At 75.1% G+C, this 22980-nt stretch carries 18 protein-coding genes and 1 pseudogene; 9 read left to right on the forward strand and 10 right to left on the reverse strand.

Annotated features, from left to right (window positions below):
• Positions 1-20 precede the first annotated feature (20 nt).
• Entirely contained in the window at positions 21-1142 is a 1122-nt protein-coding gene (locus AC2TEW_RS03015) for a sensor histidine kinase (protein ID WP_484622045.1), read from the reverse strand.
• Between the two features lie 447 nt (positions 1143-1589).
• Between AC2TEW_RS03015 and alr the strand changes: the two genes are divergently transcribed.
• Complete coding sequence (alr, locus tag AC2TEW_RS03020; RefSeq protein ID WP_484621686.1) at positions 1590-2978, forward strand: alanine racemase; 1389 nt, start codon at positions 1590-1592, stop codon at positions 2976-2978.
• A complete protein-coding gene (locus AC2TEW_RS03025; RefSeq protein ID WP_484621687.1) occupies positions 2971-4119 on the forward strand; it encodes a D-alanine--D-alanine ligase family protein in 1149 nt (382 codons plus the stop codon). The genes alr and AC2TEW_RS03025 overlap by 8 nt, the downstream gene beginning before the upstream one ends.
• Positions 4120-4405: 286 nt before the next feature.
• Here the strand turns inward: AC2TEW_RS03025 and AC2TEW_RS03030 are convergent, their stop codons facing one another.
• The gene (locus tag AC2TEW_RS03030; protein WP_484621688.1) at positions 4406-4813 is read right to left on the reverse strand and encodes a DUF3224 domain-containing protein; all 408 of its coding nucleotides are present in this window, start codon (positions 4811-4813) and stop codon (positions 4406-4408) included.
• 216 nt (positions 4814-5029) lie between these two features.
• Between AC2TEW_RS03030 and AC2TEW_RS03035 the strand changes: the two genes are divergently transcribed.
• Together AC2TEW_RS03035 and AC2TEW_RS03040 are read left to right on the forward strand one after the other, a co-directional pair.
• Complete coding sequence (locus AC2TEW_RS03035; RefSeq protein ID WP_484621689.1) at positions 5030-5854, forward strand: polysaccharide deacetylase family protein; 825 nt, start codon at positions 5030-5032, stop codon at positions 5852-5854.
• A gap of 149 nt (positions 5855-6003) precedes the next feature.
• A complete protein-coding gene (locus AC2TEW_RS03040; protein ID WP_484621690.1) occupies positions 6004-7368 on the forward strand; it encodes a hypothetical protein in 1365 nt (454 codons plus the stop codon).
• A gap of 409 nt (positions 7369-7777) precedes the next feature.
• On the opposite strand, the gene AC2TEW_RS03045 is transcribed toward AC2TEW_RS03040, so the two are convergent.
• Complete coding sequence (locus tag AC2TEW_RS03045; RefSeq protein WP_484621691.1) at positions 7778-8407, reverse strand: DUF899 domain-containing protein; 630 nt, start codon at positions 8405-8407, stop codon at positions 7778-7780.
• Positions 8408-8547: 140 nt separating this feature from the next.
• Positions 8548-9927, reverse strand: a complete 1380-nt coding sequence (locus tag AC2TEW_RS03050; RefSeq protein WP_484621692.1) for an aminotransferase-like domain-containing protein — start codon at positions 9925-9927, stop codon at positions 8548-8550.
• A 95-nt stretch (positions 9928-10022) separates the two neighbouring features.
• Here AC2TEW_RS03050 and AC2TEW_RS03055 point away from each other — a divergent pair, with 95 nt between their 5' ends.
• A complete protein-coding gene (locus AC2TEW_RS03055) occupies positions 10023-11300 on the forward strand; it encodes an MFS transporter (RefSeq protein WP_484621693.1) in 1278 nt (425 codons plus the stop codon).
• A 55-nt stretch (positions 11301-11355) separates the two neighbouring features.
• On the opposite strand, the gene AC2TEW_RS03060 is transcribed toward AC2TEW_RS03055, so the two are convergent.
• Positions 11356-11694, reverse strand: coding sequence for a hypothetical protein (locus AC2TEW_RS03060; RefSeq protein WP_484621694.1), 339 nt, complete (start codon positions 11692-11694; stop codon positions 11356-11358).
• A 163-nt stretch (positions 11695-11857) separates the two neighbouring features.
• Here AC2TEW_RS03060 and AC2TEW_RS03065 point away from each other — a divergent pair, with 163 nt between their 5' ends.
• Positions 11858-12712 (forward strand): hypothetical protein, encoded by an 855-nt coding sequence (locus AC2TEW_RS03065; RefSeq protein ID WP_484621695.1) that lies wholly within the window; start codon positions 11858-11860, stop codon positions 12710-12712.
• Between the two features lie 78 nt (positions 12713-12790).
• Here AC2TEW_RS03065 and AC2TEW_RS03070 read toward each other — a convergent pair.
• The 3 genes and pseudogenes from AC2TEW_RS03070 to AC2TEW_RS03080 all read right to left on the reverse strand — a co-directional run.
• Positions 12791-13330, reverse strand: a pseudogene (locus AC2TEW_RS03070) (DUF1877 family protein); the annotation flags it as partial.
• A 197-nt stretch (positions 13331-13527) separates the two neighbouring features.
• A complete protein-coding gene (locus tag AC2TEW_RS03075; RefSeq protein ID WP_484622046.1) occupies positions 13528-14313 on the reverse strand; it encodes an SDR family NAD(P)-dependent oxidoreductase in 786 nt (261 codons plus the stop codon).
• A gap of 148 nt (positions 14314-14461) precedes the next feature.
• Entirely contained in the window at positions 14462-15409 is a 948-nt protein-coding gene (locus AC2TEW_RS03080; protein ID WP_484622047.1) for an ArsR/SmtB family transcription factor, read from the reverse strand.
• 124 nt (positions 15410-15533) lie between these two features.
• Between AC2TEW_RS03080 and AC2TEW_RS03085 the strand changes: the two genes are divergently transcribed.
• Positions 15534-16442, forward strand: a complete 909-nt coding sequence (locus tag AC2TEW_RS03085; protein ID WP_484621696.1) for an aldo/keto reductase — start codon at positions 15534-15536, stop codon at positions 16440-16442.
• 225 nt (positions 16443-16667) lie between these two features.
• Here AC2TEW_RS03085 and AC2TEW_RS03090 read toward each other — a convergent pair whose 3' ends face one another.
• Complete coding sequence (locus AC2TEW_RS03090) at positions 16668-17504, reverse strand: alpha/beta fold hydrolase (protein WP_484621697.1); 837 nt, start codon at positions 17502-17504, stop codon at positions 16668-16670.
• A 231-nt stretch (positions 17505-17735) separates the two neighbouring features.
• Between AC2TEW_RS03090 and AC2TEW_RS03095 the strand changes: the two genes are divergently transcribed.
• Both AC2TEW_RS03095 and AC2TEW_RS03100 read left to right on the forward strand, forming a co-directional pair.
• Positions 17736-18431: an alpha/beta fold hydrolase gene (locus AC2TEW_RS03095; RefSeq protein ID WP_484622048.1), complete on the forward strand. Its 696-nt coding sequence runs from the start codon at positions 17736-17738 to the stop codon at positions 18429-18431.
• Between the two features lie 145 nt (positions 18432-18576).
• Complete coding sequence (locus AC2TEW_RS03100) at positions 18577-19536, forward strand: RNA polymerase sigma factor (protein ID WP_484621698.1); 960 nt, start codon at positions 18577-18579, stop codon at positions 19534-19536.
• A gap of 295 nt (positions 19537-19831) precedes the next feature.
• Here AC2TEW_RS03100 and AC2TEW_RS03105 read toward each other — a convergent pair whose 3' ends face one another.
• Positions 19832-22591 (reverse strand): hypothetical protein, encoded by a 2760-nt coding sequence (locus tag AC2TEW_RS03105; protein ID WP_484621699.1) that lies wholly within the window; start codon positions 22589-22591, stop codon positions 19832-19834.
• Positions 22592-22980 lie beyond the last annotated feature (389 nt).

The following is a 22980-nucleotide window of genomic DNA, read 5'->3' on the forward strand; positions in this document are numbered from 1 at the left end:
CCCGGGCCGCCCGGGTCCGTTCAGCGGCCCCGCGCGGCACCCGGCCCGTCCAGCGGCAGCAGCACCCGGACCGTCAGCCCACCGCCCCGGCGCGGCAGCGCCGTCGCCTCCCCGCCGTGGGCCTGCGCCACCGCCCGCACGATGGACAGACCCAGGCCGCTGCCGCGCGCCGAGCCCACCCGGTCGGTCAGCCGCCGGAACGGGGCGAACAGCACCGGGACCTCGTGCGGCGAGATCACCGGACCCGTGTTGCCGACCACGATCTCCGCGTCGGTGCGCCCCATCGCGGTGCGCACGGTCACCGAGCCGCCCCGGACGTTGTACCGGACCGCGTTGTCGACCAGATTGCGCACCACCTGCTCCAGCAGCACCGGATCACCGGTCACCAGCGCGGGCTCGACCCGGTCGTCGAGGGTCACCCCGCGGCGGGCGGCGCCCTCGGCGGCCGAGTCCAGCACCGACTCGGCGAGCTCCGCGAGATCAAGTGGTACCAGCTCGGTGAGGGAGTCCTCGGCCCGGGCCAGCGTCAGCAGGGCGTCGATCAGCCGCTCGTGGCGGGCGCTGACGGCGAGCAGGTTCTCACCGAGCTGCCGGATCTCCGACGGGGCGTCGGGGCGGCTCATCGCGACCTCCACCAGGGTCCGGTTGACCGCGATCGGGGTCTTCAGCTCGTGCGCCGCGTTGGCGATGAACCGTGACTGCCCGGCGAAGGCCTGGTCGAGGCGGTCGAGCATGCTGTCGAAGGAGTCGGCCAGGGACTTCACCTCGCCCGGCGGCGCGTCCAGGTCGATCCGTCGGTGCAGGGTCCGTCCGGCGATCCGCTCCGCGGTCGAACTGATCATGCTGAGCGGACGGACCAGCCGCCCGGCCACCAGCCACCCCGCCGTGGTGGCCACCACTCCGACGGCGATCACCGCCAGCCCGCCCTTGAACAGCAGGTTGTCCCGCATCGAGTCCAGCATGATCCGCTTGGTCGCCGGTTCGCCCGCCTGCTGCTGCGCCAGGTACCGCTGGAGTTCCTTGGACAGCCCCGGATCCACGCTGTAGGTGCTCGGGAAGGCCAGATCCAGGCCGTAGCGCATGGAGTTGTCGACCAGCACCACCGTCACCGCGAGCACCGCCGCGGCCGCCACGAAGAACATCACCCCGAACACCACGGTGAGCCGCAGCCGGAGACTCCCGCCCCAGGTGTGCCGGGCACCCGCGCCCCCCGGGGAGCCGGCCGCCGTCACCACGGCCGCCCGCAGCGCCCGGGGGCGGAGCCCGCTCCGGTCCCGACCCCGGTCCCGACCCCGGTCATGGGCATCCCCGCACGTCCCGTACGCCCCACTCGTCCCCCTGGTCCACCCGGTACCGGTCATGAGCAGCCCAGTATGCGGGATCCCGTGTGAGTCCCGCGTGAGTGATCGGCTCACCGCCCGTTCACCGCCCGCCCGCTGGACTGGGCGTCAGCCGGGGCCGTACCCGGCCGACGCCGCCCACCAGGTGTTCGCACACCCCTGGTGCCCGTAACCCCGGGCGTCTGAACCCGGGCTCCGGACCCCAGGGATCCGAACCCCGGCGTCACCCACCAGGAAAGGTGCCCACCCATGCGGAGCACGACGAGCGGACGGCCGGGCGCGATCCGCGACCGCTGCGGGCCGCCCCACCCGGGGCCACCCCACGCCGGGCCCGCACACCCGGGCCCCGTCCACCCCGCGTCCGCCCCCGCCGGCCCCGACCGCGCGGCGGACCAGGTCCGGGCCGCCGGCGGCCGGTACGCCGAGGCCGTGGTCGACCTCGCCGCAGTGGCGCACAACACCGCGCTGCTCGCCGCGCACACCCGCGGCGCGCTGATGGCCGTGGTCAAGGCCGACGGATTCGGCCACGGCGCGGTACCCGTCGCCCGCACCGCCCTCGCCCACGGCGCGAGCTGGCTCGGCGTCACCTCGACCACCGAGGCGCTCGCCCTGCGGGCCGCGGGCATCACCGCCCCCGTGCTGTCCTGGATGCACCTGCCGGACGAGGACTTCACCCCGGCCCTGCTGGCCGGCATCGACCTCGCGGTCTCCTCACCGGTCCACCTGGCCGGCATCGCCGCCTGCGCGGCCCGGGCCGGGACCCCCGCCCGGGTCCACCTCAAGGTCGACACCGGGCTGCGCCGCAACGGCGCCGCCCCCGCCGACTGGCCCGCGCTGACCACGCACGCCCGGGCGCTGGAACTGCGCGGCCTGCTGACGGTCCGGGGCGTCTGGTCGCACCTGGCCGACCCGGACGGCCCGGGCCGCGCCACCGACCGGCAGGTGGCGGAGTTCGAACAGGCCGTCGCCGTGGCCAGGGCGGCCGGGCTGCGGCCCGCCCTGCTGCACCTCGCCAACTCGGCGGCCGGCCTGGCCGATCCGCGGACCCACTTCGACCTGGTCCGGGCGGGCCTGGGCCTGTACGGCGTCGAGCCGGTGCCCGGCCGGACCTTCGGCCTGCGGCCCGCGATGACCCTGCGGGCCCGCGCGATCATGGCCCGCCCGGTCGCCGCCGGCGAGGGCGTCTCCTACGGCCACGAGTACACCGCCGAGCGGGCTGGCACCCTGCTGCTGGTCCCGCTCGGGTACGCCGACGGGGTGCCGCGGGCCGCCGCCGGCCGGGCCCGGATGTGGGTCGCCGGTGACCGGCGGCCGGTGGCGGGGCGGATCGCGATGGACCAGTGCGTGGTGGACGCCGGTTCGCTGCCCGTCCGGATCGGCGAGGACGTGCTGGTGTTCGGGCCCGGGGACCGCGGCGAACCGACCGTCGCCGACTGGGCCCGCTGGGCGGGGACCAACCCGCACGAGGTGCTGACCGGCATCGGCGCCCGGGTGCCCCGCCGCTACCTCCCGGCCCCCGCCCGCACCGAACCCCGCAGTACCGAACCCCGCAGCACCGACCGCGGCCGTACCGCTCCCGCGGCCACCCCGCCCGACCCGCAGAGCCCGACCGACCAGGAGGACCACCGCCGTGACTGACACCGACACCCTGCCAGGAGCCGTGCCGGCCGCCGCGGACCGGCGGACCGACGTGGTCGTGCTGTTCGGCGGCCGCAGCGGCGAGCACGCGGTCTCCTGCGGCTCGGCGGCGGGCATCCTCACCCACCTCGACCGCACCCGCCACCGCGTCCGGCCGGTCCGGATCACCACCGGCGGCGAGTGGATCGCCGGCCCGGCCGACCTGCCCGCCGCCCCCTACGACGCGGCCGCCCTCGCCCGGCTCACCCCCGCCCGTGGCACGTCCGCCTGGGAGAGCCTGCTGGCCGCCGGTCCCGTCCTCGGCGCGGCCGACCTGGTGTTCCCCGCCCTGCACGGCCCCTACGGGGAGGACGGCACGGTGCAGGGGCTGCTGGAACTGCTCGGCGTCCCGTACGTCGGCAACCGGGTGACGGCGAGTGCGGTCGGCATGGACAAGGACGTCACCAAGCGCCTGCTCGCCTCCGCCGGACTGCCCGTGGCGGCCTCCGCACTGCTGTGCGCGCCGGGCTGCGACAGCCTCGCGGCGGGTGAGCGGGAACGGCTGGGACTGCCGGTGTTCGTCAAACCCGCCCGGGCCGGGTCCAGCCTCGGCGTGACCAGGGTCGACACCTGGGACGCCCTGGCCGAGGCCGTGGCCGTCGCCCGCCGCTCGGACAGCAAGGTCCTGGTCGAACAGGCCGTGCTCGGACGGGAGGTGGACGTGGCCGTCGTCGAGCACCCGGACGGCACGCTGCAGGCCGGCCCGCCGCTGGAGATCAGGGTGGGTGGGGGCAGGGCCTTCTTCGACCACGACGCCAAGTACCTGGACCGGGCCACCCGCTTCGAGGTGCCCGCCCGGCTGCCCGAGGAACTCGGCGCCCGGCTGCAGGAGATGGCCCTGGAGGTGTTCGAGGCGCTGGACTGCTCGGGCCTGCTGCGGGTCGACTTCCTGCTGCGCGACGGCAGCGACCCGGTGGTCAACGAGGTGAACACCTTCCCGGGGTTCACCGCGGCCTCCCAGTACCCGCGGATCTGGGCCGCCGCCGGCCTGCCGTACCGGGAACTGCTGGACCTGCTGATCGACACCGCCCTCGCCCGCGCCGGACGCGGCCCGGCGCCCGCCACGGCACAGCCGGGCCGGGTGCCCGCCGGCGCCCGGTGAGCGGTCCGGAAGGGGGACGGGGACGGCTGCTCGGGGTGGCCAGCGTGCTGCTCGGGGTGGCCGTCTGCCTCGCGGCCGCCGGCGCGGGCACGGCAGGGACCGGGACCGTGCCCCGACCGCCGGCCTCCGCCGGTCCGGGCGCCGGGACACCCGGTGCCGAGGCCCCCGCCACCGGGGAGCCGGACAGCTGTCACCGGCCCGGCGTCCGGGCCGGCGGCCAACGGGCCCACTGCCGGCGGCGCTGACGGAGGAAGCCTGCGTTGGCCCGGGCCCGGGCCCGGGCCGGTCAACCGATCCGGTAGTCGAACCAGATCCGGTGGGTGCCGTCCTCCTCCACCGCAATGCCGCCGGTGCCCGAGATCCCCGCCAGCTCGCCGGTGCCGCTGGCCGGCACGATCACGAAGAACTGCGCGCTGCGGTCCGTCCCGGTGGTCGACGCCGAGTGGGCGAAGTTGAAGGCGCCGGACCGGCCGCCCAGCGAGCCTTCGAAGGACTCCATGGCGACGTACGTCCCGGTGCCCGTGGTCTGGTCGAAGGCGGCCGTGAACAGGGTCGCGGACCGGCCCGCCACCTCGCCCTCGAAGCTCTTCTCCATGGTGGCCACGCCCACCGGCAGCCCGGTGGCGACGGCCGGGTCCGGTACCAGTTCGGTGGGGACGAAGGACTTCACGGCGAACGTTCCGTCAGCTCTCATGCGGGCGATGGTAGCGGCGGGCACCGACAGCGGGCCGCCCCGCACACCGGGGCGCCTCGGGCACCGGCCGCCGTGCCGCGGCGGGCCACACCAACGGAGGAGCGTGGGGCCCGGATGCTGGGCCGGCCGGGTGATGCGGAGGTGGGTACGGGCCACCGGTGGGAGGGAGGCGGGCTGCGCGGGGAGGGATCAGTCATGTTGTCGCATCGTCAGATCATGACCCGTCGGCTTCTGCTGGTCGAGGCCGGGTTCACCCTGCTCTCCCCGCAGTCCTGGAGCCGCCTGTCGCCCGTGGCCGACGGCACCGACCGGACGGCCGACACCACGGCCGCCGCCGCACCCGCCGGCCCCGCGCCGCAGGCGCCGTCCGGGGCCCCGCCCGAGGCCGCCGCCGCGCCGCCGGTCGCCGCGGCCGCCCCGCAGGCGGCCGGTCCGCCCGCGCCGGTCCGGGTCAGGGACCCGCTGTTCTCGCTCTCCACCGATGACCGGCTGATCGCCCTGACCATCGACGACGGGCCGGACCCGACCTACACCCCCGCCGTGCTGAAACTCCTCGCCGAGCAGAAGATCTCGGCGACCTTCTTCCTGGTCGGCGAGAACGCCTCGGCCCATCCCGCGCTGGTCCGTGAGATCGCCGCCCAGGGCCACCACATCGCCAACCACACCTGGACCCACCCCGAGCTGCGCCGGCTCTCGGACACCCAGGTCGGCGACGAGCTGCGCCGCACCAGCGACTTCCTGCACACCACAACCGGCCGGGCACCCACCTGGTTCCGGGCCCCCGGCGGCGACTTCACCAAACCGTCGCTGGCGGCCGGCGCCGAACTCGGGATGCGGCCGATGTCCTGGTCGGTCGACCCGCGCGACTGGAGCCGCCCCGGCACCCCCGCCATCACCAGCCGCGTGCTGGAAGGGGTCCGCCCCGGCGCGATCGTGCTCAACCACGACGGCGGCGGCGACCGGTCGCAGACCGTCGCCGCCCTGCGGACGTACCTGCCGATGCTGATCGGCGAGGGGTACCGGTTCACCACACCGCCCTGAGGCCTCGGCCGCACAAGCTGCTCCGTATCCGGACAAAGCGCCTCCCGCGGCGGAACCGACCCCGGGCGGGCCTTGAGACGGCGGCCCGGATGGGTGAGGATCTTGCTGTTCCACCAAGATCAGCAATGTCCTCACGAGGGGAGCACAAGGTGTCCACACGGGCATACCGGCAGGGTGACGGCGGATCAGGAGAGCGGACGGCGGACGGGCGCGGTCCGGGGCGGCGCGCGCTGCTCGCCGGCGTCACGGGGATGGGGGCGCTCGCGGGCAGCCTCGCGCTGGGCGGGTCCAGCGCCTCGGCGGCGGCGGCCGGCGCCGACCCGTACGTGGTCGACGTCGTCGCCAAGGGCGCCGACCCGACCGGTCAGACGGCGAGCGACGCCGCGTTCCGGGCCGCCGCCGCGGAGCTGCTCGGCTCCTTCCAGCCCGGCCCGATCTCCGGCGCGATACCGAAGAAGACCCTGCTCATCCCGCCCGGCACCTACCTGCTGACGCAGCCGGACTCGCTGCTGCCCGGCGAGGACGGCGTCGGCCACGGCGGCATCGTCGACGGCATCGCGATCCGCGGGTACGGCAAGCGGCTGTCCCGGATCACGTACGCGCCGACCGCCCGGGACACCACGCTGTGGACCAACCGGCAGCGGTACAAGAACATCCGGATCAGCGGCCTGACGTTCGAGAGCAAGGACGCCACCGCGACCTTCAACTACGCCTACTCCTCCGACGCCGGCGGGGTCCAGGACACCTGGTACGAGGACGTCGAGTGGCGCGGCAGCTGGAAGGTCGGCATCGGCCTCGACGGCCCGGCCGGCACCTCCGACCTGAACAGCGAGATGGGCTGGGACCACTGCCAGATCGGCGGCTCCTACACCGACGCGTTCCTGGTCATCGGGATGACGCCGGCCGCGTCCCAGCAGGACCAGTTCCTCAACTACTGGTTCCGGGACTGCAAGGTCGAGTACAAGTCCGGCACGTTCGTGCGCAACGAGCGCGGCGGCTCGGTGAACTTCACCGGCGGCTCGTACATCCTCACCGACGCGGCCTCCACCGGGACCTTCTTCCAGCTCGGATCGGCGGCAACCGGCCGGGCCGACTCGGTGATGCGGCTGTACGCCCAGGGCATCCGCTTCGAGCTGCGCGGGCCGGGCCACAAGGTGATCGACTCCTCCTGGTACAAGGGCAACATCACCTTCGTCTCCTGCGACGACATCGCGCTGTCGTTCCAGTCCTGGGCGCCCAACGCGGTCACCCACGTGTACCGCTTCGACGCCGTCAACCCGTCCCGCGGCCCGATGGTGCGCTACCAGGACTGCGCGCTGATGGGCTCGCACCAGGTCAACGCCGCCACCGCGACCACGGCGGGCAAGCTGCTGTACGACGGCTGCCGGTTCATCGACATGACCGCGGGCACCGGGACCACCGGCTTCCTGCGCTGGACCGGCACCGCACCCTGGTACGAGTTCCGGGACTGCCAGCTCCAGGGTGCCCGGCTGGCCGACGTCAAGGCCCCGTAGCGCACCGCGCCCGGCGGCGTCCGGACCGGGTCAGGCCGAAGCGGAGGACGGCCTGCGCCGGGACGGGCGGACCGGGTACGCCGAAGAGCGGACGAAGAGTGAAGGCCGGACCGCGCCCGCGATGACCTCGTGGCAGGTCCGGCCTTGCGCCCGCCGACGGGCCCGAGAGGCCGGCCGCCGGGGCGGGCCGGGACGCTTCCGGTGACCGGAAGGGGTGCGCGCCACGGCCCGTCGAGTCGGGCCGGCCGGTGGGAGCGCCTGCCCTTGGGGCACGACGGTAGCGTTGCGCGGTCCCCCTGCGAACCCCAACCCGCCGGTATCTTGCGGGCTGGGACGGGCGCACCGGCTCCGCCGCAGGTGGGAGGGCTTGTCCGGGAGGACTCATCCGCGAGGACCTATCCGGGCGGACTCATCCGTAGGTGGGGTGCTGGGGCCAGCCGGCGGGGGAGTCCTCCCAGTCCTCCTGTCGGCCGTACGCGGTGAGGTCGAGGATGCTGTGCAGGAACACCAGCCGGTCCACGCCGCGCGAGGTGGTGCTGTACGTCCGGTGGACCCGGTCGCCGTCGCGCAGGAAGGCGCTGAGCATGAAACCGCCGCCGGCGCCGCAGTCCGCCGAGAACGACGTCCCGCGCGAGGACACGAACGGCATGGTCCAGCCCTGGCGGGCCTTGGCCTCCTCGATCCGGGCGAGCGGCAGGTCCGACACGGTCGCCCAGGCGACCCCGTGGTCCGCGAGCGCGGCCGGAGCCTTGGCCGGGACGTTGTCGGTGAACTTGGTGCACCCCGGGCAGAGGTGGTCGGGACCGACGTCCATGAACTGGTACACCACCAGCTGGTCCTTGCCCTCGAACAGGTCGAGCAGCGTCCTGGGGCCGGTCGGCGACTCGAACACGTAGTCGTCGGCGAAACGCACCATCGGCAGCCGGCGGCGGCGCGCCGCGAGCGCGTCCAGGGCACGGGTGGCTTCCTTCTCGGCCTCGAGCAGCTCGTCGCGGGCGAGCTGCCACTGTGCGGCCGACACGATCTCGGGCTTCTCCATGCGCCGATTGTGTCCCCGCCCGCGGCCGCCCGGCGCGAGGCCGGGCCGCGACACCCCGGACGGCCGACAGCGCGGCGGGACGGGCTCCTGCCGCCCACGTTCCGGCGATCCCCGGTGGGGTTTTGTGGAGGGCGTACCAGCTACCGCCGGGTCGCCTGCTGGCCGGTCAGGACGGCGACCGCGCGGGTCAGGGTCTCGGGGGTGGCCGTGTAGGGGAGCCGCAGGTAGCGGGTGAGGGTGCGGTCGGCGGAGAAGGCCGGCCCGGGCGAGAGCCGCAAGCCCTCGCGGGCCGCGCGGGTGGCCAGGGCGGTCCCGGTCGTCCCGTGCAGCCGCAGCCACAGGCAGAGGCCGCCCGGCGGGAGCGTGAAGCTCCACGCGCCCGTACCCGTCAGCAGGGCCGCCAGGTGGTCGCGCTGGGCGCGGAGCCGCTCCCGCCGCTCATGCACCAAGGCGTGCAGGTCGGCCAGGAGCTCGCAGGCGATGAGCTGTTCGAGCGGTGGTGGTGACAGCCGTGCCTGGAGCGGGTTGTGCAGGAGTTCGCGGATGCGGGCGGCGTCGGTGCGCAGCCAGCCGACGCGCAGGCCGCCCCAGACGAGTTTGCTCAGCGAGCCGACGGCGACGACGGCCCTGCCGGTCAGGTGCGGAACGGGCTCCGGCGGGGTGCGCAGGTCCAGGTCGCGCAGGGTCTCGTCGACGACGACCGTCATGCCGTGGCGGGCCGCCAGGTCGGCCACCCGGTCGCGCTGGGCGGCGGGCATCAGGGCGCCGGTCGGGTTGTGGAAGTCGGGGGTCAGGTACGCCAGTCCCGGCCGTACGGTCCTGGCGGTGTGCGCGAGATGGTCCGGATCCCAGCCGTCGGCGGTGACGGGCGAGGCCGCCAGCCGGGCGCGGCGGCGCCGCAGGACGGCCAGCGCGCCCTGGTAGGTGGGGCTCTCCACCAGGACGGGGCGGGCGCGGTCGTGCAGGTGGTCGGCCAGGAGCGTGAAGGCGGCCCGGGCGCCCGAGGTGACCAGGATCTGGTCCGGGCGGGTCGGCAGGCCGTCGCGGGTGTAGCGGTCGGCCAGCAGCTCCCTCAGCCGCGGGAGCCCCGCGTCGGGTTCGGCCGAGTCGACCAGCAGGGCGGCGGACCGCTCCACGGCCCGCCGGGACGCCTCCAGGTAGGCGGCGTGGGGGGCGGCGGGCACCGCGCGGGTGAAGTCGAGGCCGTCCCCGTGGTCCACCGACCAGGGTGCGGTGCGCTCGGTGATCTCCGGTGGGAGCCGGACGTCGCTGCCGCTGCCGGGGTGCGTCCGCAGCCAGCCACCGTCGCGGAGCGCGGCGAGGGTGGTGACCACGGTGCCGCGGCTGACCCGGAGCGCCGAGGCGAGGGCGCGCTCGGACGGCAGCCGGGTGCCGACCGGGATCCGCCCGTCGATGACGGCGTCCCGGACCGCCGCGGCGAGAGCCTGCGCGAGCGGTCCCGGCTCCTGCCGCCAGCTGCCGAGGACGGAGGCGATGCCGGGGCCGCGGGTCTCGATCATTGGTCCAGTTTGCCAAAAGTGGACCAGGACTCCGCCGTCGGCGGCCCGTAGCGTCGCAGCGACCGACCCGTGACCGTGCCCCGAGGAGCCCACCCTTGCCTTCCCTGCACCCCCACCGAACGAGCGGCTGGCTGCGGCAGACGGCCGGCGGTCTGCCGCCCGCGTTCTGGTACCTGTGGACGGCGTCGCTGATCAACCGGACGGGCGCGGTGGCGCAGATCTACCTCGGCGTGTACCTGCTCTCGGTCCGGCACTTCGAGGTCTCCTGGACCGGACTGGTCATCGGTCTGGGCGGCATCGGCACGGCCCTGGGCGGACTGCCCGGCGGGATCATCGCCGACCGGTGGGGACGGCGCCCGGCGATGCTCGGCGCCTCCGTCCCCGCGGCGCTGACCATGCTGGCCCTGGGCTGCACCGACAGCCGGGCGGCCGTCCTGGTCCTGGCCCTGCTGCTCGGGGTGTTCCTCGGCATCGTCCGGCCGGCGTTCACCGCGTCGATCATCGATGTGGTCGCCGAGGCCGACCGGGTCCGCGCGCTGAACCTGAACTACTGGGCGTTCAACCTGGGTTCGGGCGCCGCGGCGCTGCTCGCCGGGCTGCTGGCCAGGGTCGAGCCGATGCTGCTGTTCGCGGCCAACGCCGGCGTCCTGCTGTGTTCGACGCTGCTGCTCGCGCTGAAGGTCCCGGAGACCCGGCCCGCCGCCACGGCGGCCGCCAGGACCGGCCGGGCCGGGCTCGGCCCCGTCCTGCGGGACCGGACGTTCATGGTCTTCGTCGGACTGACCCTGCTCGGCTGGACGATGATCGAGACCAACAAGACGCTGCCGGCCTCCCTCGTCGCCGACGGGCTGGACGTGACGTCGTACGGGCAGGTCATCGTGGTCAACATGGTGCTGATCGTCGCCGGGCAGCTCGTCCTGCCGGGACTCGTGGCCCGGTACCGGCACGAGCACGTCCTGGCCGCCTCGGTGGTGATCGCCGGGGTCGGCTTCGGGCTGGTCGCGCTCGCCGACTCGCTGTGGGCGTACGCGCTGACGGTCGCCGTCTGGACGGTCGGCGAGATGCTGATGACGCTGGCGAACTCCGCGGTGATCGTCCAGTTGTCGCCCGCCGACGCCCGGGGCCGCTACCAGGGGGTCTTCGGATTCGGTCCGCCCGGCGCGATGTTCCTCGGCCCGACCCTCGGCGGGCTCGTCGCCGAACGCCTGGGCACGGGCACGCTCTGGACCGGAGTGTTCTGCCTCGGTCTCGTCCTGGCCGCCGCGAACCTGGCGGCCGGGCCCGCCCGGTCCCGCCGGGTGGCGCACCTGCGGACCGCCGCCGCGGAGCGAGCACGGCACGGGTCGGGCAAGGAGCTCTCCGAGGCCCGGTGACCACCGGAGGGCGGCCCCCGCCGGAGCCACCCGGACACCGGCCCCGGGCGACCCGTCAGCTCTCCAGGAACGGCTCCTCGCTCCAGCGGAACCACGCCCGGCCGTCCTCGATGTGCAGCAGGAACTCCGCAACCGGCCCGGAGGGGGAGACCAGCGCCAGGCGCCCGGTGATCTCCTCGTACGCGGCGTCGAAGGCCTCCCACTCCTCGGCCTCGCACAGCGCACGCGTCCGGGCGAACAGCGGCTCCACGGCAGCGAACCCCGGACCCGGGACGAAGCGGCCGTGCAGCCACGGGAAGTCGGCCTCGTCGACGACGATCTCGCCCACCCCGCCCTCCCGGCCCGCCGGACCATCCCTCCGTACCAGCCGCCACACCCCGCCGCCGAACGCCATCGCAGACCCCCCTCCGGGCCGGCGCCCGCCGACCGTCCTGCCGGGAGCATCGCAGACGGGTCCGACACCGCTGCCGAGCGCCCGGAGCGGCATCCGGGGGGATCGGCGGGGACACGGACCGGGCCACCCGCCCCTGCGCGTCCCGCGCGGTTACGCTCGCCCGATGGGCCGACCCGAGGAGCGCGCCGAGGGCGCGGGACCGTTCACCACCAGGCTGACCGGGCGCCCGGGCCGGGGCGGGACGGCGATCTGGGAGTCGCGTCTGGCCCGCAAGCGCGGCGCGCTGCGGGTCCGCACCCACGACGGCGGCGAGCGCCGGGCCCGCCGCGCCGACGACGTCGCGCTGCGCCGCCTCGCCAGACTCAACGCGATCGCGGCCGCCGCGTTCACGGTGGGCGGCGCGCTGTTCGCCGCCGGCGCGGCGCTCGCCCAGCTCGGGTCGACCGGCGCGACCACCATCGCCACCGTCTACTTCGTGGGCGGCCTGTTCTTCAACACCGGCGGCTACACCTCGCTGCTCCAGGCGGTGAACTCGCCGCGCCGCGGGACCGATCCGGCCGGCGGCTGGTCCGGCTCGCTGGTCACCGGCGGGTGGCGGTGGTGGAGCTACGAGCCGCTGCGGATCGACTGGCTGAGCACCTTCGTGCTGTTCGTCGGCACGCTGGTGTTCGGCATCAACCTGCTCGACTCCTTCCTGACCGGGCTGACGGCCCAGCAGGTGAACCGGCTGATCTGGACGCCCGACCTGATCGGCTGCGCGCTGTTCCTGGTCTCCGGCCACCTGGCGATCGTCGAGGTGTGCCACGGGCGGCCGTGCTGGCGTTCACGCAGCCTGGCCTGGTGGATCGTCATGGTCAACCAGCTCGGCTCGGTGCTGTTCCTGGTCTCCGCCCTGGCCGCGTTCACCCGGCCGGAGACCGACAGCCTGGTGAACGTGGACATCGCCAACTGGGGGACCTTCGCCGGAGCCCTGTGCTTCTCCGTCGGCGGCGTGCTGCAGTTCTTCGAACGGCCCTGACCATGCGTCAGTCGCCGCGGCGGGCGGTGGTCCCCCCCCGCCCCACATGAAGACCCCCACCCCGCCCGCCCCAGCCCCGCGGCGGTAGAGCGCACGCAGGCCGAGGAAGGCCGACCACAGGTGACCGAAGCCCTCCTCACCGAACGGGCTGCCGCCGAACGGGCTGCCACCGAACGGGCCGTCGCCGTACGGACCCTCGGTCTCGGCCGCCGACCCCAGGCGGACGAAACGGGCCCGCAGCCACGCCTCGTCCAGGGGCTCCAGCGCGGCCGCGACCTCCCGGGCCTCCTGCGCCTCGGTGAGGGCGGCCAGGTGGCCGGCGCCCTGGTACAGCGGCAGCCCGCCCAGGACGGCGTGGGAAAGAGGGTAGTGCGGGCTGCCGTACGCCCCGGAGCCGTACGACTCGTAGCCGTGCGCCCCGGCGCCGTACGTCGGGGAGCCGTCGGTCAGGCAGCGGTGCAGGTGGTCCCAGGCCTTGTCGAGCTCGGCCAGCCAGTCGCGCTCCCACTCCCGCTCGATCGCGGCGAGCAGCCCCAGCACCTCGCCGTCGTCGCGGGCACCGGCCAGCCGCGCGGCCCGGTCGGCGGTGAGCGCGAACAGCACCCCTCGACCCGTCATGTCGTCCCCTCTCCCACGGCCTCGCCCCGCCCTCACGGCGTGATCCGACGCTAGCGGCCGGTACCGACAGTTCCGGTGCGGAACGGGTGCGGGTGCGGAACGGGTGCGGTGGCGGCCGGGGCCGGTCCGGGGTGAGGTGTCGGACCGGCCCCGGCCGGTGGTCCGGGGCGGTTGCGGCCGTGTTTACCCGTGGGGCGTCAGGCCGAGAAGCCGCCGTCGACCGCGATCGAGGTGCCGGTGATGTACCGGCCGTCCTCGCCCGCGAGGTGGGCGACGGTCGCGGCCACGTCCGAGGGTCGGCCGAAGGCGCCGAGGGTGGTCTGGTCGCGCTGGAAGTCGGCGCCCGGGCCGTCGGCGGGGTTCATGTCGGTGTCGGTCGGCCCCGGGTTGACCAGGTTGGCGGTGATCCCCCGGCCGCCGAGCTCCCGGGCGAGCGCCTTGGTGAGGCCGGTCAGGGCCGCCTTGCTGGTCGCGTAGAGCGTCGCACCGGCGAACGGCACCCGGTCGTTCATGCAGCTGCCGATGGTGATGATCCGGCCGCCGGCCGGGAGGTGCACCGCCGCCGCCTGGGCCATCAGGAACGGCCCGCGCACGTTGACGTCCAGCACCGCGTCGACCTCGTCCGCGGCCAGGTCGGCGAGCGGGGCGATCATCCCCAGGCCCGCGTTGTTGACCAGGATGTCCAGCCGTCCGAGGCGGGCCACCGTGCCGTCCACCGCCGCCCGCACCGCCGCCGGGTCGCCGCTGTCCGCCCGTACCGCCCAGGCGCGGCGGCCGAGCGCCTCGATCGCGGCGGCCACCGCGGCCGCCCGCTGCCCGTCACCGCGGTAGGTGAGGGCGATGTCGGCGCCTTCCTCGGCCAGCCGCAGCGCGACCGCCGCGCCGATGCCCCGGCTGCCGCCGGTCACCAGCGCCACCTTGCCGGCCAGCCTCGCCGCCCGGCCGTCCACCGCGCCCGTGCGCTCCGTCGTCGTCGTGGTCATGAGAGTCGTCGTGGTCATGAGAGGGGAACTCCTTCTGTGCTCGCGGGACATGGTTCGATCCTCGGTCGGCACGGCGTGGAACTCCGGCGGTATTCGGACGCGGCGTTCAACCTTCAACAACCCGGGTGGGCGAGGCCCGTCGCGGACGCTACGAAACCGCCGCCAGCAGCAGCGACTCGCCGACCGCGGTCCGCGCGTACAGCACCGAACGGCCGGCCCGGTGGGCGCTGACCAGGCCCGCGTCGCGCAGCGCCGTCAGGTACTGCGACACCCCGGCCGCCGAGAGCCCGGTGCGGCGGGCCAGTTCGGTGGTCGAGGCCGGGGAGTCCAGCTCGGCCAGCAGCAGGGCCCGCGAACGCCCCAGCACGGCGGCGAGGGCGGCCGTGCCGGCCACCGGCCGCCGCGCCCACAGGGCACCGACACCGCGGGCCGGATAGGCGAGTTGAGGCGGCCCGGGCGGCGTCACCCGGGCGAACGGATGCGGTCCGGTGAACGCCGACGGCACCAGCAGCAGCCCCGGGCCCGCCGACGGGAGGGACAGTGGCGCCTTGCGGCGCACCAGCCGCAGCACGTCGTCCTCCCAGCTGACCGACGAGTGGAGGTCGTTGAGGACGTGCCCGGCGCCGTACTCGGCGACCTGCCGGGCCCGGTGGAACACCTCCGCGTCGAGCACCGCACGGATCCGCTCCCAGTACGGGGCGAGCGCCAGCTCCCAGTACGTCCCGATCTCCTCCACCACCCTGCTCAGCCGCGCCCGCGGATCCGCGTACAGGGCGCGCAGCCGCGGGCCGAGGCGCCCCGCCTGTTCGCCCAGCCGGTCGAGGTCGCGGCGCACCCGGTCCTCCGGTGTCGCCAGGATCGCGGCCAGCTCCGTGGCCAGGTCCGGCGCCGGGCCGGCGGGTGCGGGGTTCAGGAAGTCCGCCACGTAACCCGCGGGCGGGACCAGGTCGGCGAGCCAGCCGCGGTCCAGCCCCGCCGCCGCCAGCCGCGGCCGGACCTGCTCCACCCACGGCCGGTGCACCGGATGGGCGGCGCCGCCGGTCAGCGCCCGGAAGCTGGTCCCCACCTCCCACATCGGGGAGACGGCGAACCGCATCAGCGCCAGGTCACCCGCCGAGAACGCCAACTCCGTCAGGACGGTGACCACCCCTCGGGTCGCAGGGATTCAGAAATATGTGAATCAATGGCAGTCGGCACCCTACCGCAGCGATCATTCCGGCATGACCTCACAGACCATCACGGCAGCATCGTCCGGTACCTGGACCCTCGGTGACCTGGCAGTCAACCGGATCGGCTTCGGCGCGATGCGCCTGGCCCAGGACGGCAAGGCGCTCATCCCCGACGCGGTGCCCGGCGACCGCGGCCGGGCGGTCACCGTGCTGCGCCGCGCCGTCGAACTCGGCGTCAACCACATCGACACCGCCGCCTTCTACTTCTCCCCGCTGCGCTCCGCCAACGAGCTGATCAACCGGGCACTCGCCCCCTACCCGGACGACCTGGTCATCACCACCAAGGTCGGACCCGGCCGCGACCGGTCCGGGAGGTGGGAGACCCACGCCACGCCCGAGCAACTGCGCGGCCAGGTCGAGGAGAACCTGCGCCAGCTCGGCCGCGACCACCTCGACGTGGTGAACCTGCGGATCCTCGGCACCGGTTCGATCGCCGAGCGCTTCGGCGCTCTCGCCGACCTGCGGACCGCCGGGCTCATCCGCCACCTCGGCATCTCCAACGTCCAGCCGCACCACCTCGAGGAGGCCATGGCCATCGCACCGGTGGTCTGCGTCCAGAACCCCTACGGCATCGGCATGCGGCCCGAGCACGACGGGTTCGTCCGCAGCTGCGGCGAGCGGGGCGTCGCCTTCGTACCGTTCTACGCCATCGCCGGCACCGGCCGGGAGGCGGGCGCGAGCGGCGCCGACAGCCCGGCGGTGCTCGCCGTCGCCCGCGCCCACGGCGCCAGCCCGGCCCAGGTCCGGATCGCGTGGACGCTGCAGCTCGGCCCGCACGTGCTCGCCATCCCCGGCACCGGCAACCCCGACCATCTCGCCGCCAACGTCGCCGCCGGGGCGCTGCACCTGACCGAGGACGACCTCACCGCCCTGGAAGCCGTCCACCGGGCCGGCGCTTGAACCCCGCGGTGATCCTCCGGCAGGGGTGAGGCCCTCCGGCGCGCAGGGCCTCACCCCCGCCCCGTGATCAGCACATGGAAACCCCGTCGAGTCCGTCCCGAGGAACCGCACCGGCTCCCCGGCCCGGGGCGGGGAGAAGGCGGCATCGGCTCCGCACGGTGTCGCGGCCGAGCCGCCGGGGAGGCGGCCCCGGTGGTCGCCGCCGCGTGGGAGGCGCCGGTGGTGTCAGCAGACCGCGTGGGCGGCGTCCAGGATGAGGTCGGCGACCGCCCGGGGGTGGCTGAGCATGGCGACGTGCGAGGAGGTCGGCACCTCGACGACCTTGCGGGCGCCGGCCCGGGCGTACATCCAGCGCTCGCAGGCCGGCGGGATCGCCTTGTCCCGCCCGGCCACCAGACCCCAGGAGGGGATGGTCCGCCAGGCGGCCACCGTGGTCGGGTAGGTGAAGGAGTCGGCGTCGAAGGGGCGTTGGGTGGCCTGGAGGACGCGGAAGTCCGCGGCGGGGATGTCGGCGGCGAAGGCGGCCTGCCCGTCCTTGCCGAGGTAGAACTCGGTGCCGGTGGTCCCGTCGGCCTTGGTGTACGGCACCGGCACGCTCACCGGCAGGACCTCGCTGCCGGGGAACCTGCCGATGAGCTCGCCCTGGGTCTCGCCAACGTCGGGCACGAACGCGGCGATGTAGACCAGCGCCTTGACGTTGGCCTTCCCGGCGGCGGCGTTGGTGATGACGGTCCCGCCCATGGAGTGGGCGACCAGCACGACCGGTCCGGTGATGCTGTCCAACAGGCCGGCGATGTAAGGGGCGTCGGTCGGGATGCCGCGCAGCGGGTTGGACCCGCAGACGGCGGTGAACCCCTTGCGCTGCAGTTCGCCGATGGTGGCGTTCCAGCAGGACGAGTCGGCGTAGCCGCCGTGCACCAGGACGATCGTGGGCTTCACCCCGGGCCGTCCCTCCCCGGTCGCCGCCGCCGCGGTGGTGCCGGTGCCCGCCGTCAGGGCGGCCGATCCGGCCAGCGCCGCGCCGGCGGCCAACACCGTGCGGCGGGAGAACTCCGTACTCATGGGACTCCTTCGTCATTCGTCGTGATCGGGTGACTGCCGGGCCTGTGAGTCCCGGCGCCGACGTGATGCCCGCGGGACCGGGAAGTTCGACACCGGGAAGGTGATGCACATCACAGGGAAGGTGGCGAACTCCGGGCCCGGCGGTGCATCAGGGCGGTATCGGGGTACCGGGATGCGGTGAAGCCCTTCCCGGCACCCATCGCAGGTCCGAATTGGAGGAGTTGACGCATGATGAGTCCTGCAGTCACCGCCCGCAACGTTGTGCTGGTGCACGGCGGCTTCGTCGACGGCTCCGGCTGGCGGGGGGTCCACGACCTGCTGACCGCCGACGGGTTCACCGTGAGCGTGGTGCAGAACCCGACCCTGTCGCTGGCCGGGGACGCGGCGGCGACCCGGCTGGTCCTGGACGCCCAGGACGGCCCGACCGTGCTGGTCGGCCACTCCTACGGCGGCGCGGTCATCTCCGAGGCCGGCACCCACGCCACCGTGGCCGCCCTCGTCTACGTCGCCGCCTTCGCCCCCGACAAGGACGAGTCGGTGAACACCCTGATCGCCGACCCGCCGCCCGGCGCGCCCGTCCCGCCGATCCTCCCGCCGGTCGAGGGCCACCTCTTCCTCGACAAGGAGAAGTTCGCCCACTCCTTCGCCGCCGACCTGCCCGAGGCCGACGCCCGCTTCCTCGCCGCCTCCCAGGTCCCCTGGGGCCTGGACGCCCTCGGCGGCGCCGTCACCTCCCCCGCCTGGCGCCTGAGGCCCACCCACTACCTCGTCGCCACCGACGACCGGATGATCCCGCCGCCGGCCCAGCACGCCATGGCCGAACGGGCCGGCGCCACCGTCACCGAGACCGCCGCCAGCCACGCCGTCCACATCTCCCGGCCCGAGCAGGTCGCCGCCGTCATCAGAGCCGCGGCCAGCGGTTCCTGACCCTCGGCCCGCGGCCACCGCCTGCCCGTTACCTTCTTCGTGGCCCCGCCGGGGCGGGCGGTGGCCGCGCCATGGCCGCAGCACCCTTCCCGGGTCCTGCCGCACCATCCCGTACCCACCCCAGGCCCGGCCGGAGGGCAGACCCGTGATCCCGTTCGAACCACTCACCGACGCCCACCTCACCAGACGGGCCCAGGCCGGCGAGACGGGCGCCCTGGGCCTGCTCCTCGCCCGCCACCAAGCCCCCATGCACGCCGTGGCCCTCAGCGTCCTGGGCCACGGCCCCGACGCCCAGGACGCCGTCCAGGAAGCAGCCCTCACCGCGCTGAGCCGCATCGGCGACGTCCGCGACCCCGAAGCCGTCGGCGCCTGGCTGCGCGCGGTGGTCCGCAACACGGCCCGGATGCGCCTGCGCGCCACCCGCGAACACCCTGCCACCGGCGACCTCGCCCGCCTTCTGCCACCGGCTCCCGACAGCACACGGCCGGACCGGGCGCTGGACGGGCACGCAATGCGGGACTGGATCTGGGCCGCACTGGAGCAGCTGCCCGAGCCGCAGCGCCTGGTGCTGATGCTGCGCCACTTCACCACCGTCACCTCGTACCGGGACCTGGCCGAGGTGTGCGAGGTGCCGGTGGGCACCGTCCGCAGCCGCCTCCACCAGGCCCGCGCCGCGATGGCCCGCCACCTGCTCGCGGCCGCCGCCGAGGCCCACGACGACGCCTTCGCCCCCAACCACGCCAGCCGGCAGGAAGCCCTGGCCACCCTCGCCGCCTCCGAACGCGGCAGCCTCCCGCGCGAGATCGCCGAACTGTGGCCGGCCGCGACCCGCCTGGTCGGCGTCCTCGCCCGCCCCGGAGAGCACCTCCACCCCACCCCGGTGATGGACCGCCTCCAGGCCGCCGGCGTCCGCCAGCACCCGTGCCACGTGGTGGCCGGCCGGTCCATCGCCATCTGGGAGATGGACGTCACCAACCCCGCCGACAAGACCAACCCCTGCCCCAGCAGCCTGACCTGGCTGATGCTCCGCGACGACCGCCACCGGGTCCGCAGCCTGCGCGTCATCTTCCCCTCCGGCCACCCGGCACCCGCCACCGCCGCGTAGTAGTCGCGTGCGGAGCCGGTTGGGGATCAACTGCGCCGCAGGGCCGATCCGTCCGGGACCGGCTCGCCACGCCCCTGCCCGAGGCCCCCGGCCGATCGAGATCCTCACGCCTGCATCGAACGGACGTGCCACGTCCACGCCAGGCCGGCCGAGCCTGGGTAGGCCGAGCCTGGACCCGGCCGGGACGGGCGACGGGTCCAGGTGGTGAGGAGGTCACCGGTCAGCGCGGTGAGGCGGGTTGGGCCGAGCGCGCCGGCGGGGTGGTCGAGGAGCGGCTCCCTCCGGGCCCGCCCGGTCAGCCGGAGGCGAGTATTCGGGCCAGCCGGGCCGCCTCGGTCCGGACGCGGCGGGGGGCGGTCGAAGCCGTGAGGGCGTCGAGGGCGGGCAGAGCGGTCCGGATGCCGTCCGCCGCCGCGCACTCGGCGGCCAGCGCGAGGGCGTCCGCCAGTCCGCGCACGCCCGGTTCTTCGGCGGCGAGCACGGTGATCAGGGCAGTCAGCACCTGCCAGACCGGCCGGCCCGCACCGCTGCGCGCGGCGTCGGCCAGGACGGGCAGGAACCGGTTCGGCTTGGCCGCCGTCAGCCGCCACAGCCCCGCGATCCACGCGCCGAGCACCTCGGGACGCAACCGCCCGTGCGCGTTCAGGACCAGCAGGGCGTCCAGCGCCACGGTGCGGTTCTCCGGGCGGGCGGCGGTGAGCCCGTACGCGAGCGCCAGGTGGTACACCGCTGCGGGCCGACCCGCGACCTCGGCGAGCCGGGGCAGCCAGGGGTTGAGGACGTGATGGCTGGCGGAGTTCGCCTGGGACACCAGGGCGGGCAGGCCGTGCGCGGCGACGGTCTCCGGATGCCAGGGCGCCACCCAGGGCAGCTGGGCGAGCACGCCGGGGCGCGGCACCGCCATCCCGAGGAACAGCCCGGCTTCGGCCGGGTCGGGCAGGGCGTGCAGCAGGCCGGTGATGCCATCCGGGACGGGCCCGGCGGCGTGGACGAACGGCGCGATCCGAGGAATCGTCTCGAGGACCCCGTACGGGGCGGGCCGCTCGGGCCGGCCCGGCGGCTGGGTGTGAAAGGCGTCCGGGGTAGGCGGCGGGGCATCGGCCGGGAGCTCGCAGCCGAGTCCGGCGGCGGCCGAGCGGGCGGCCGGCAACGCCTCCGGAGGCAGCCGGAGCAGGGACTGCGCCAGGTCGGCGGGCCCCGGCGAGGCCCCGGCGGCCCGGTACACCGCCAGCCGCTCGGTGAACACCGCCGGATCGACGGCGCCATCGGCGGCGGTCGGGGTGGCGAGCAGCAGCGGCACCGGCGCCGGCCCGATCCGGGACGCGACCTCCAGCACGCGCAGCACCGGAACGGTCCCCGGACCACGGAGGTGAGCGGGCCGGTCGAGCATCTCGGCGGCGTGCTGCGCCGCCAGGTGACGGCGGCCGGTCAGGGCGTCGAGAAGGCAGCCGAGTGCTTCCTCGAGGCGGTGGGCCTGCCAGATCTTGATCGGTTCGTCGTTGCGGCCCGCGGTGAGCGGAGCGAGGGCAGCATGGAGGGCCGCGGCGTCACGGTGGTGCTCGGCGACGAGGGCGGCGAGGACCACCTCGAACTCGCCCGGGTCGGGCACCTGATCGGCCATCACGGCCGCCAGCCGCTCGGCGAGGTCGAGCGGGCCGGCGGGTGCGGCGGGGAGCGCGGCCCGGCCCATGGGCGCTGTGGCGGCCTGCGGTTCGGCGGCATCCTCCCGCGCCGGGGCCGCCGGGGCCTGGACGGCCAACAGGCGGTGGGCCTCGGGCTGCAGGGCCGGGCCGAGGGCGACGGCGGCGCTGCGCACGGCCTCGGCGGAGGCCGGGGCGACGCCGGACAGGTGCTGGGCGGCGAGGCGCAGGGCGCGCTCCTGGACGGCCATAGCGGGATGGGCGAAAGCCACGCCGACGGCGGGCAGCAGGCTGTCCGCCGTGGCGGGGTCGCGGCGCAGGGCGGCGGCGGCGCGGCTCAGCTGGACGGTGGTGAGGGTCTTCTCCGGGCGGGCCAGGACGGCGGCCGTCAGCTCGGTGAACACCTCGGCGGGCAGTCGGTCGTCCACGGGTACCAGCGCCGCCTGGGCGGCCTTGGCGGCGGCCGGCGCGCCGTCGGCGGCCAGCCGGACGTGATCGCGGGCCCGGGCGAGGACCTCCTCCGGGTCGAGCGCCAGCGCCGCGTACAGCTGGAGGAACCCGCGCAGGTTGCCGGGCCGGTCGCCGCGCAGGAGCTTTCCGAGGCAGAGGCCGATCAGCTCGGCGCGGTCGAGCACACCCTCGCCCGCCAGCGTGGCGAGTACCTTGGGCCACTCGTTGGCCGGCCCGGAGCGAGCGGCGTAGGGGTCGGTGAACTCGGATCCGACGTCCGGGACCTCGAACAGGCGACGGACGAACTCGGCCAGCCTGGGCTGGGCGCGCAGCCAGGACAGCAGGGTGTCGTGGTGCGGCACCGGCTCGCGCAGGCCGTGCTCGGCGAACCACTCGCCGATCTCGAGGTGGGGGTGGCGAATCGAGCTGCCCTCACGCACCCAGCCGATCAGGTAGCCGTCGGTGGTGGGGAGTTCGGCGCCCGACCAGACGGCGAGGGCGTGGGTGATCAGCCACCGGTCGTGGTCGCCCCGCGGGGGCAGCCACTCGGCCAGCCGGACTGCGAGTTCACGGTGGAACGCCTGGTCGCGGTGCGGTGGGAGCAGCGCCATCAGCAGGACGTGGTGGTCCGGGTTGGTGGAACCACCGCAGGGCAGCGGCCAGGTGATGTCGAGGAGCGGGCGGGTCGTCAGCCACTCCAGGGCCTGGGCGGGAGTGGCGGCGCAGTAGATCCCGGCGAACTGCAGGGCGGCGAGCTGATCGTAGGCGGCGTCATACCGGTCCCATTCGTCCGAGGCGAGCTCGCGCGCGAGCTCGGCGCGGAGCTGGCGCAACGGAGTGCGCAGATGGCTCAGCTCGGCGGCGGGCACGGAGGAGAACCGCTCGATCACGCCCTGCGGAATCCGCGCCGCGATGAGGGCGCGCGCCTCCTCCCAGCTGATCGTCCCGCTCTTGAGATCCGTCACGATGCCCCCTCACCAGGTCCGATCGACGTTCGTGAACATAGCGCTCCCCACTGACAGCCGTACGCCCGGGCCCTCCGGGCGTGACAGACGGGCTGCCGGGCGAGCTCGGGGCAGACGGGAGGCCGGGGAGCAGTCGGAGGCCGTCCGGGCGGCGAACGCCGTGCCGTGCCCGTGCGGAGGGGTGCGAGCGGGTCCACGCCGAGTCGGAGTGGTACGACGGTCCGCGGGCGGGCGGAGGGGCGGGCTGGCCGGCCGGTCGGGGGGCCGGTGGGTCGGTCGCCGAGCCGGGCGTCGTCGACTGGCCCCGGTGGCGGGTGGACGGCACGGAGTACCTGGTCAGGTGGCGCGTACCGGGCTGAGCCGGTGCCCCGTGCCCCCGTGCCCCGGGG

Source organism: Kitasatospora sp. NEAU-CNBT7, assembly GCF_057220535.1.

What these genes read in the sequence shown, in the direction of transcription:
- AC2TEW_RS03015 (WP_484622045.1), bottom strand. Translation starts at nt 1,142, where the DNA reads ATGTTCTTCGTGGCGGCCGCGGCGGTGCTCGCGGTGACGGTGGTGCTG.
- alr (WP_484621686.1), top strand. Translation starts at nt 1,590, where the DNA reads ATGCGGAGCACGACGAGCGGACGGCCGGGCGCGATCCGCGACCGCTGC.
- AC2TEW_RS03030 (WP_484621688.1), bottom strand. Translation starts at nt 4,813, where the DNA reads ATGAGAGCTGACGGAACGTTCGCCGTGAAGTCCTTCGTCCCCACCGAA.
- AC2TEW_RS03035 (WP_484621689.1), top strand. Translation starts at nt 5,030, where the DNA reads ATGACCCGTCGGCTTCTGCTGGTCGAGGCCGGGTTCACCCTGCTCTCC.
- AC2TEW_RS03045 (WP_484621691.1), bottom strand. Translation starts at nt 8,407, where the DNA reads ATGGAGAAGCCCGAGATCGTGTCGGCCGCACAGTGGCAGCTCGCCCGC.
- AC2TEW_RS03050 (WP_484621692.1), bottom strand. Translation starts at nt 9,927, where the DNA reads ATGATCGAGACCCGCGGCCCCGGCATCGCCTCCGTCCTCGGCAGCTGG.
- AC2TEW_RS03060 (WP_484621694.1), bottom strand. Translation starts at nt 11,694, where the DNA reads ATGGCGTTCGGCGGCGGGGTGTGGCGGCTGGTACGGAGGGATGGTCCG.
- AC2TEW_RS03065 (WP_484621695.1), top strand. Translation starts at nt 11,858, where the DNA reads ATGGGCCGACCCGAGGAGCGCGCCGAGGGCGCGGGACCGTTCACCACC.
- AC2TEW_RS03075 (WP_484622046.1), bottom strand. Translation starts at nt 14,313, where the DNA reads ATGACCACGACGACGACGGAGCGCACGGGCGCGGTGGACGGCCGGGCG.
- AC2TEW_RS03080 (WP_484622047.1), bottom strand. Translation starts at nt 15,409, where the DNA reads ATGCGGTTCGCCGTCTCCCCGATGTGGGAGGTGGGGACCAGCTTCCGG.
- AC2TEW_RS03085 (WP_484621696.1), top strand. Translation starts at nt 15,534, where the DNA reads ATGACCTCACAGACCATCACGGCAGCATCGTCCGGTACCTGGACCCTC.
- AC2TEW_RS03090 (WP_484621697.1), bottom strand. Translation starts at nt 17,504, where the DNA reads ATGAGTACGGAGTTCTCCCGCCGCACGGTGTTGGCCGCCGGCGCGGCG.
- AC2TEW_RS03095 (WP_484622048.1), top strand. Translation starts at nt 17,736, where the DNA reads ATGAGTCCTGCAGTCACCGCCCGCAACGTTGTGCTGGTGCACGGCGGC.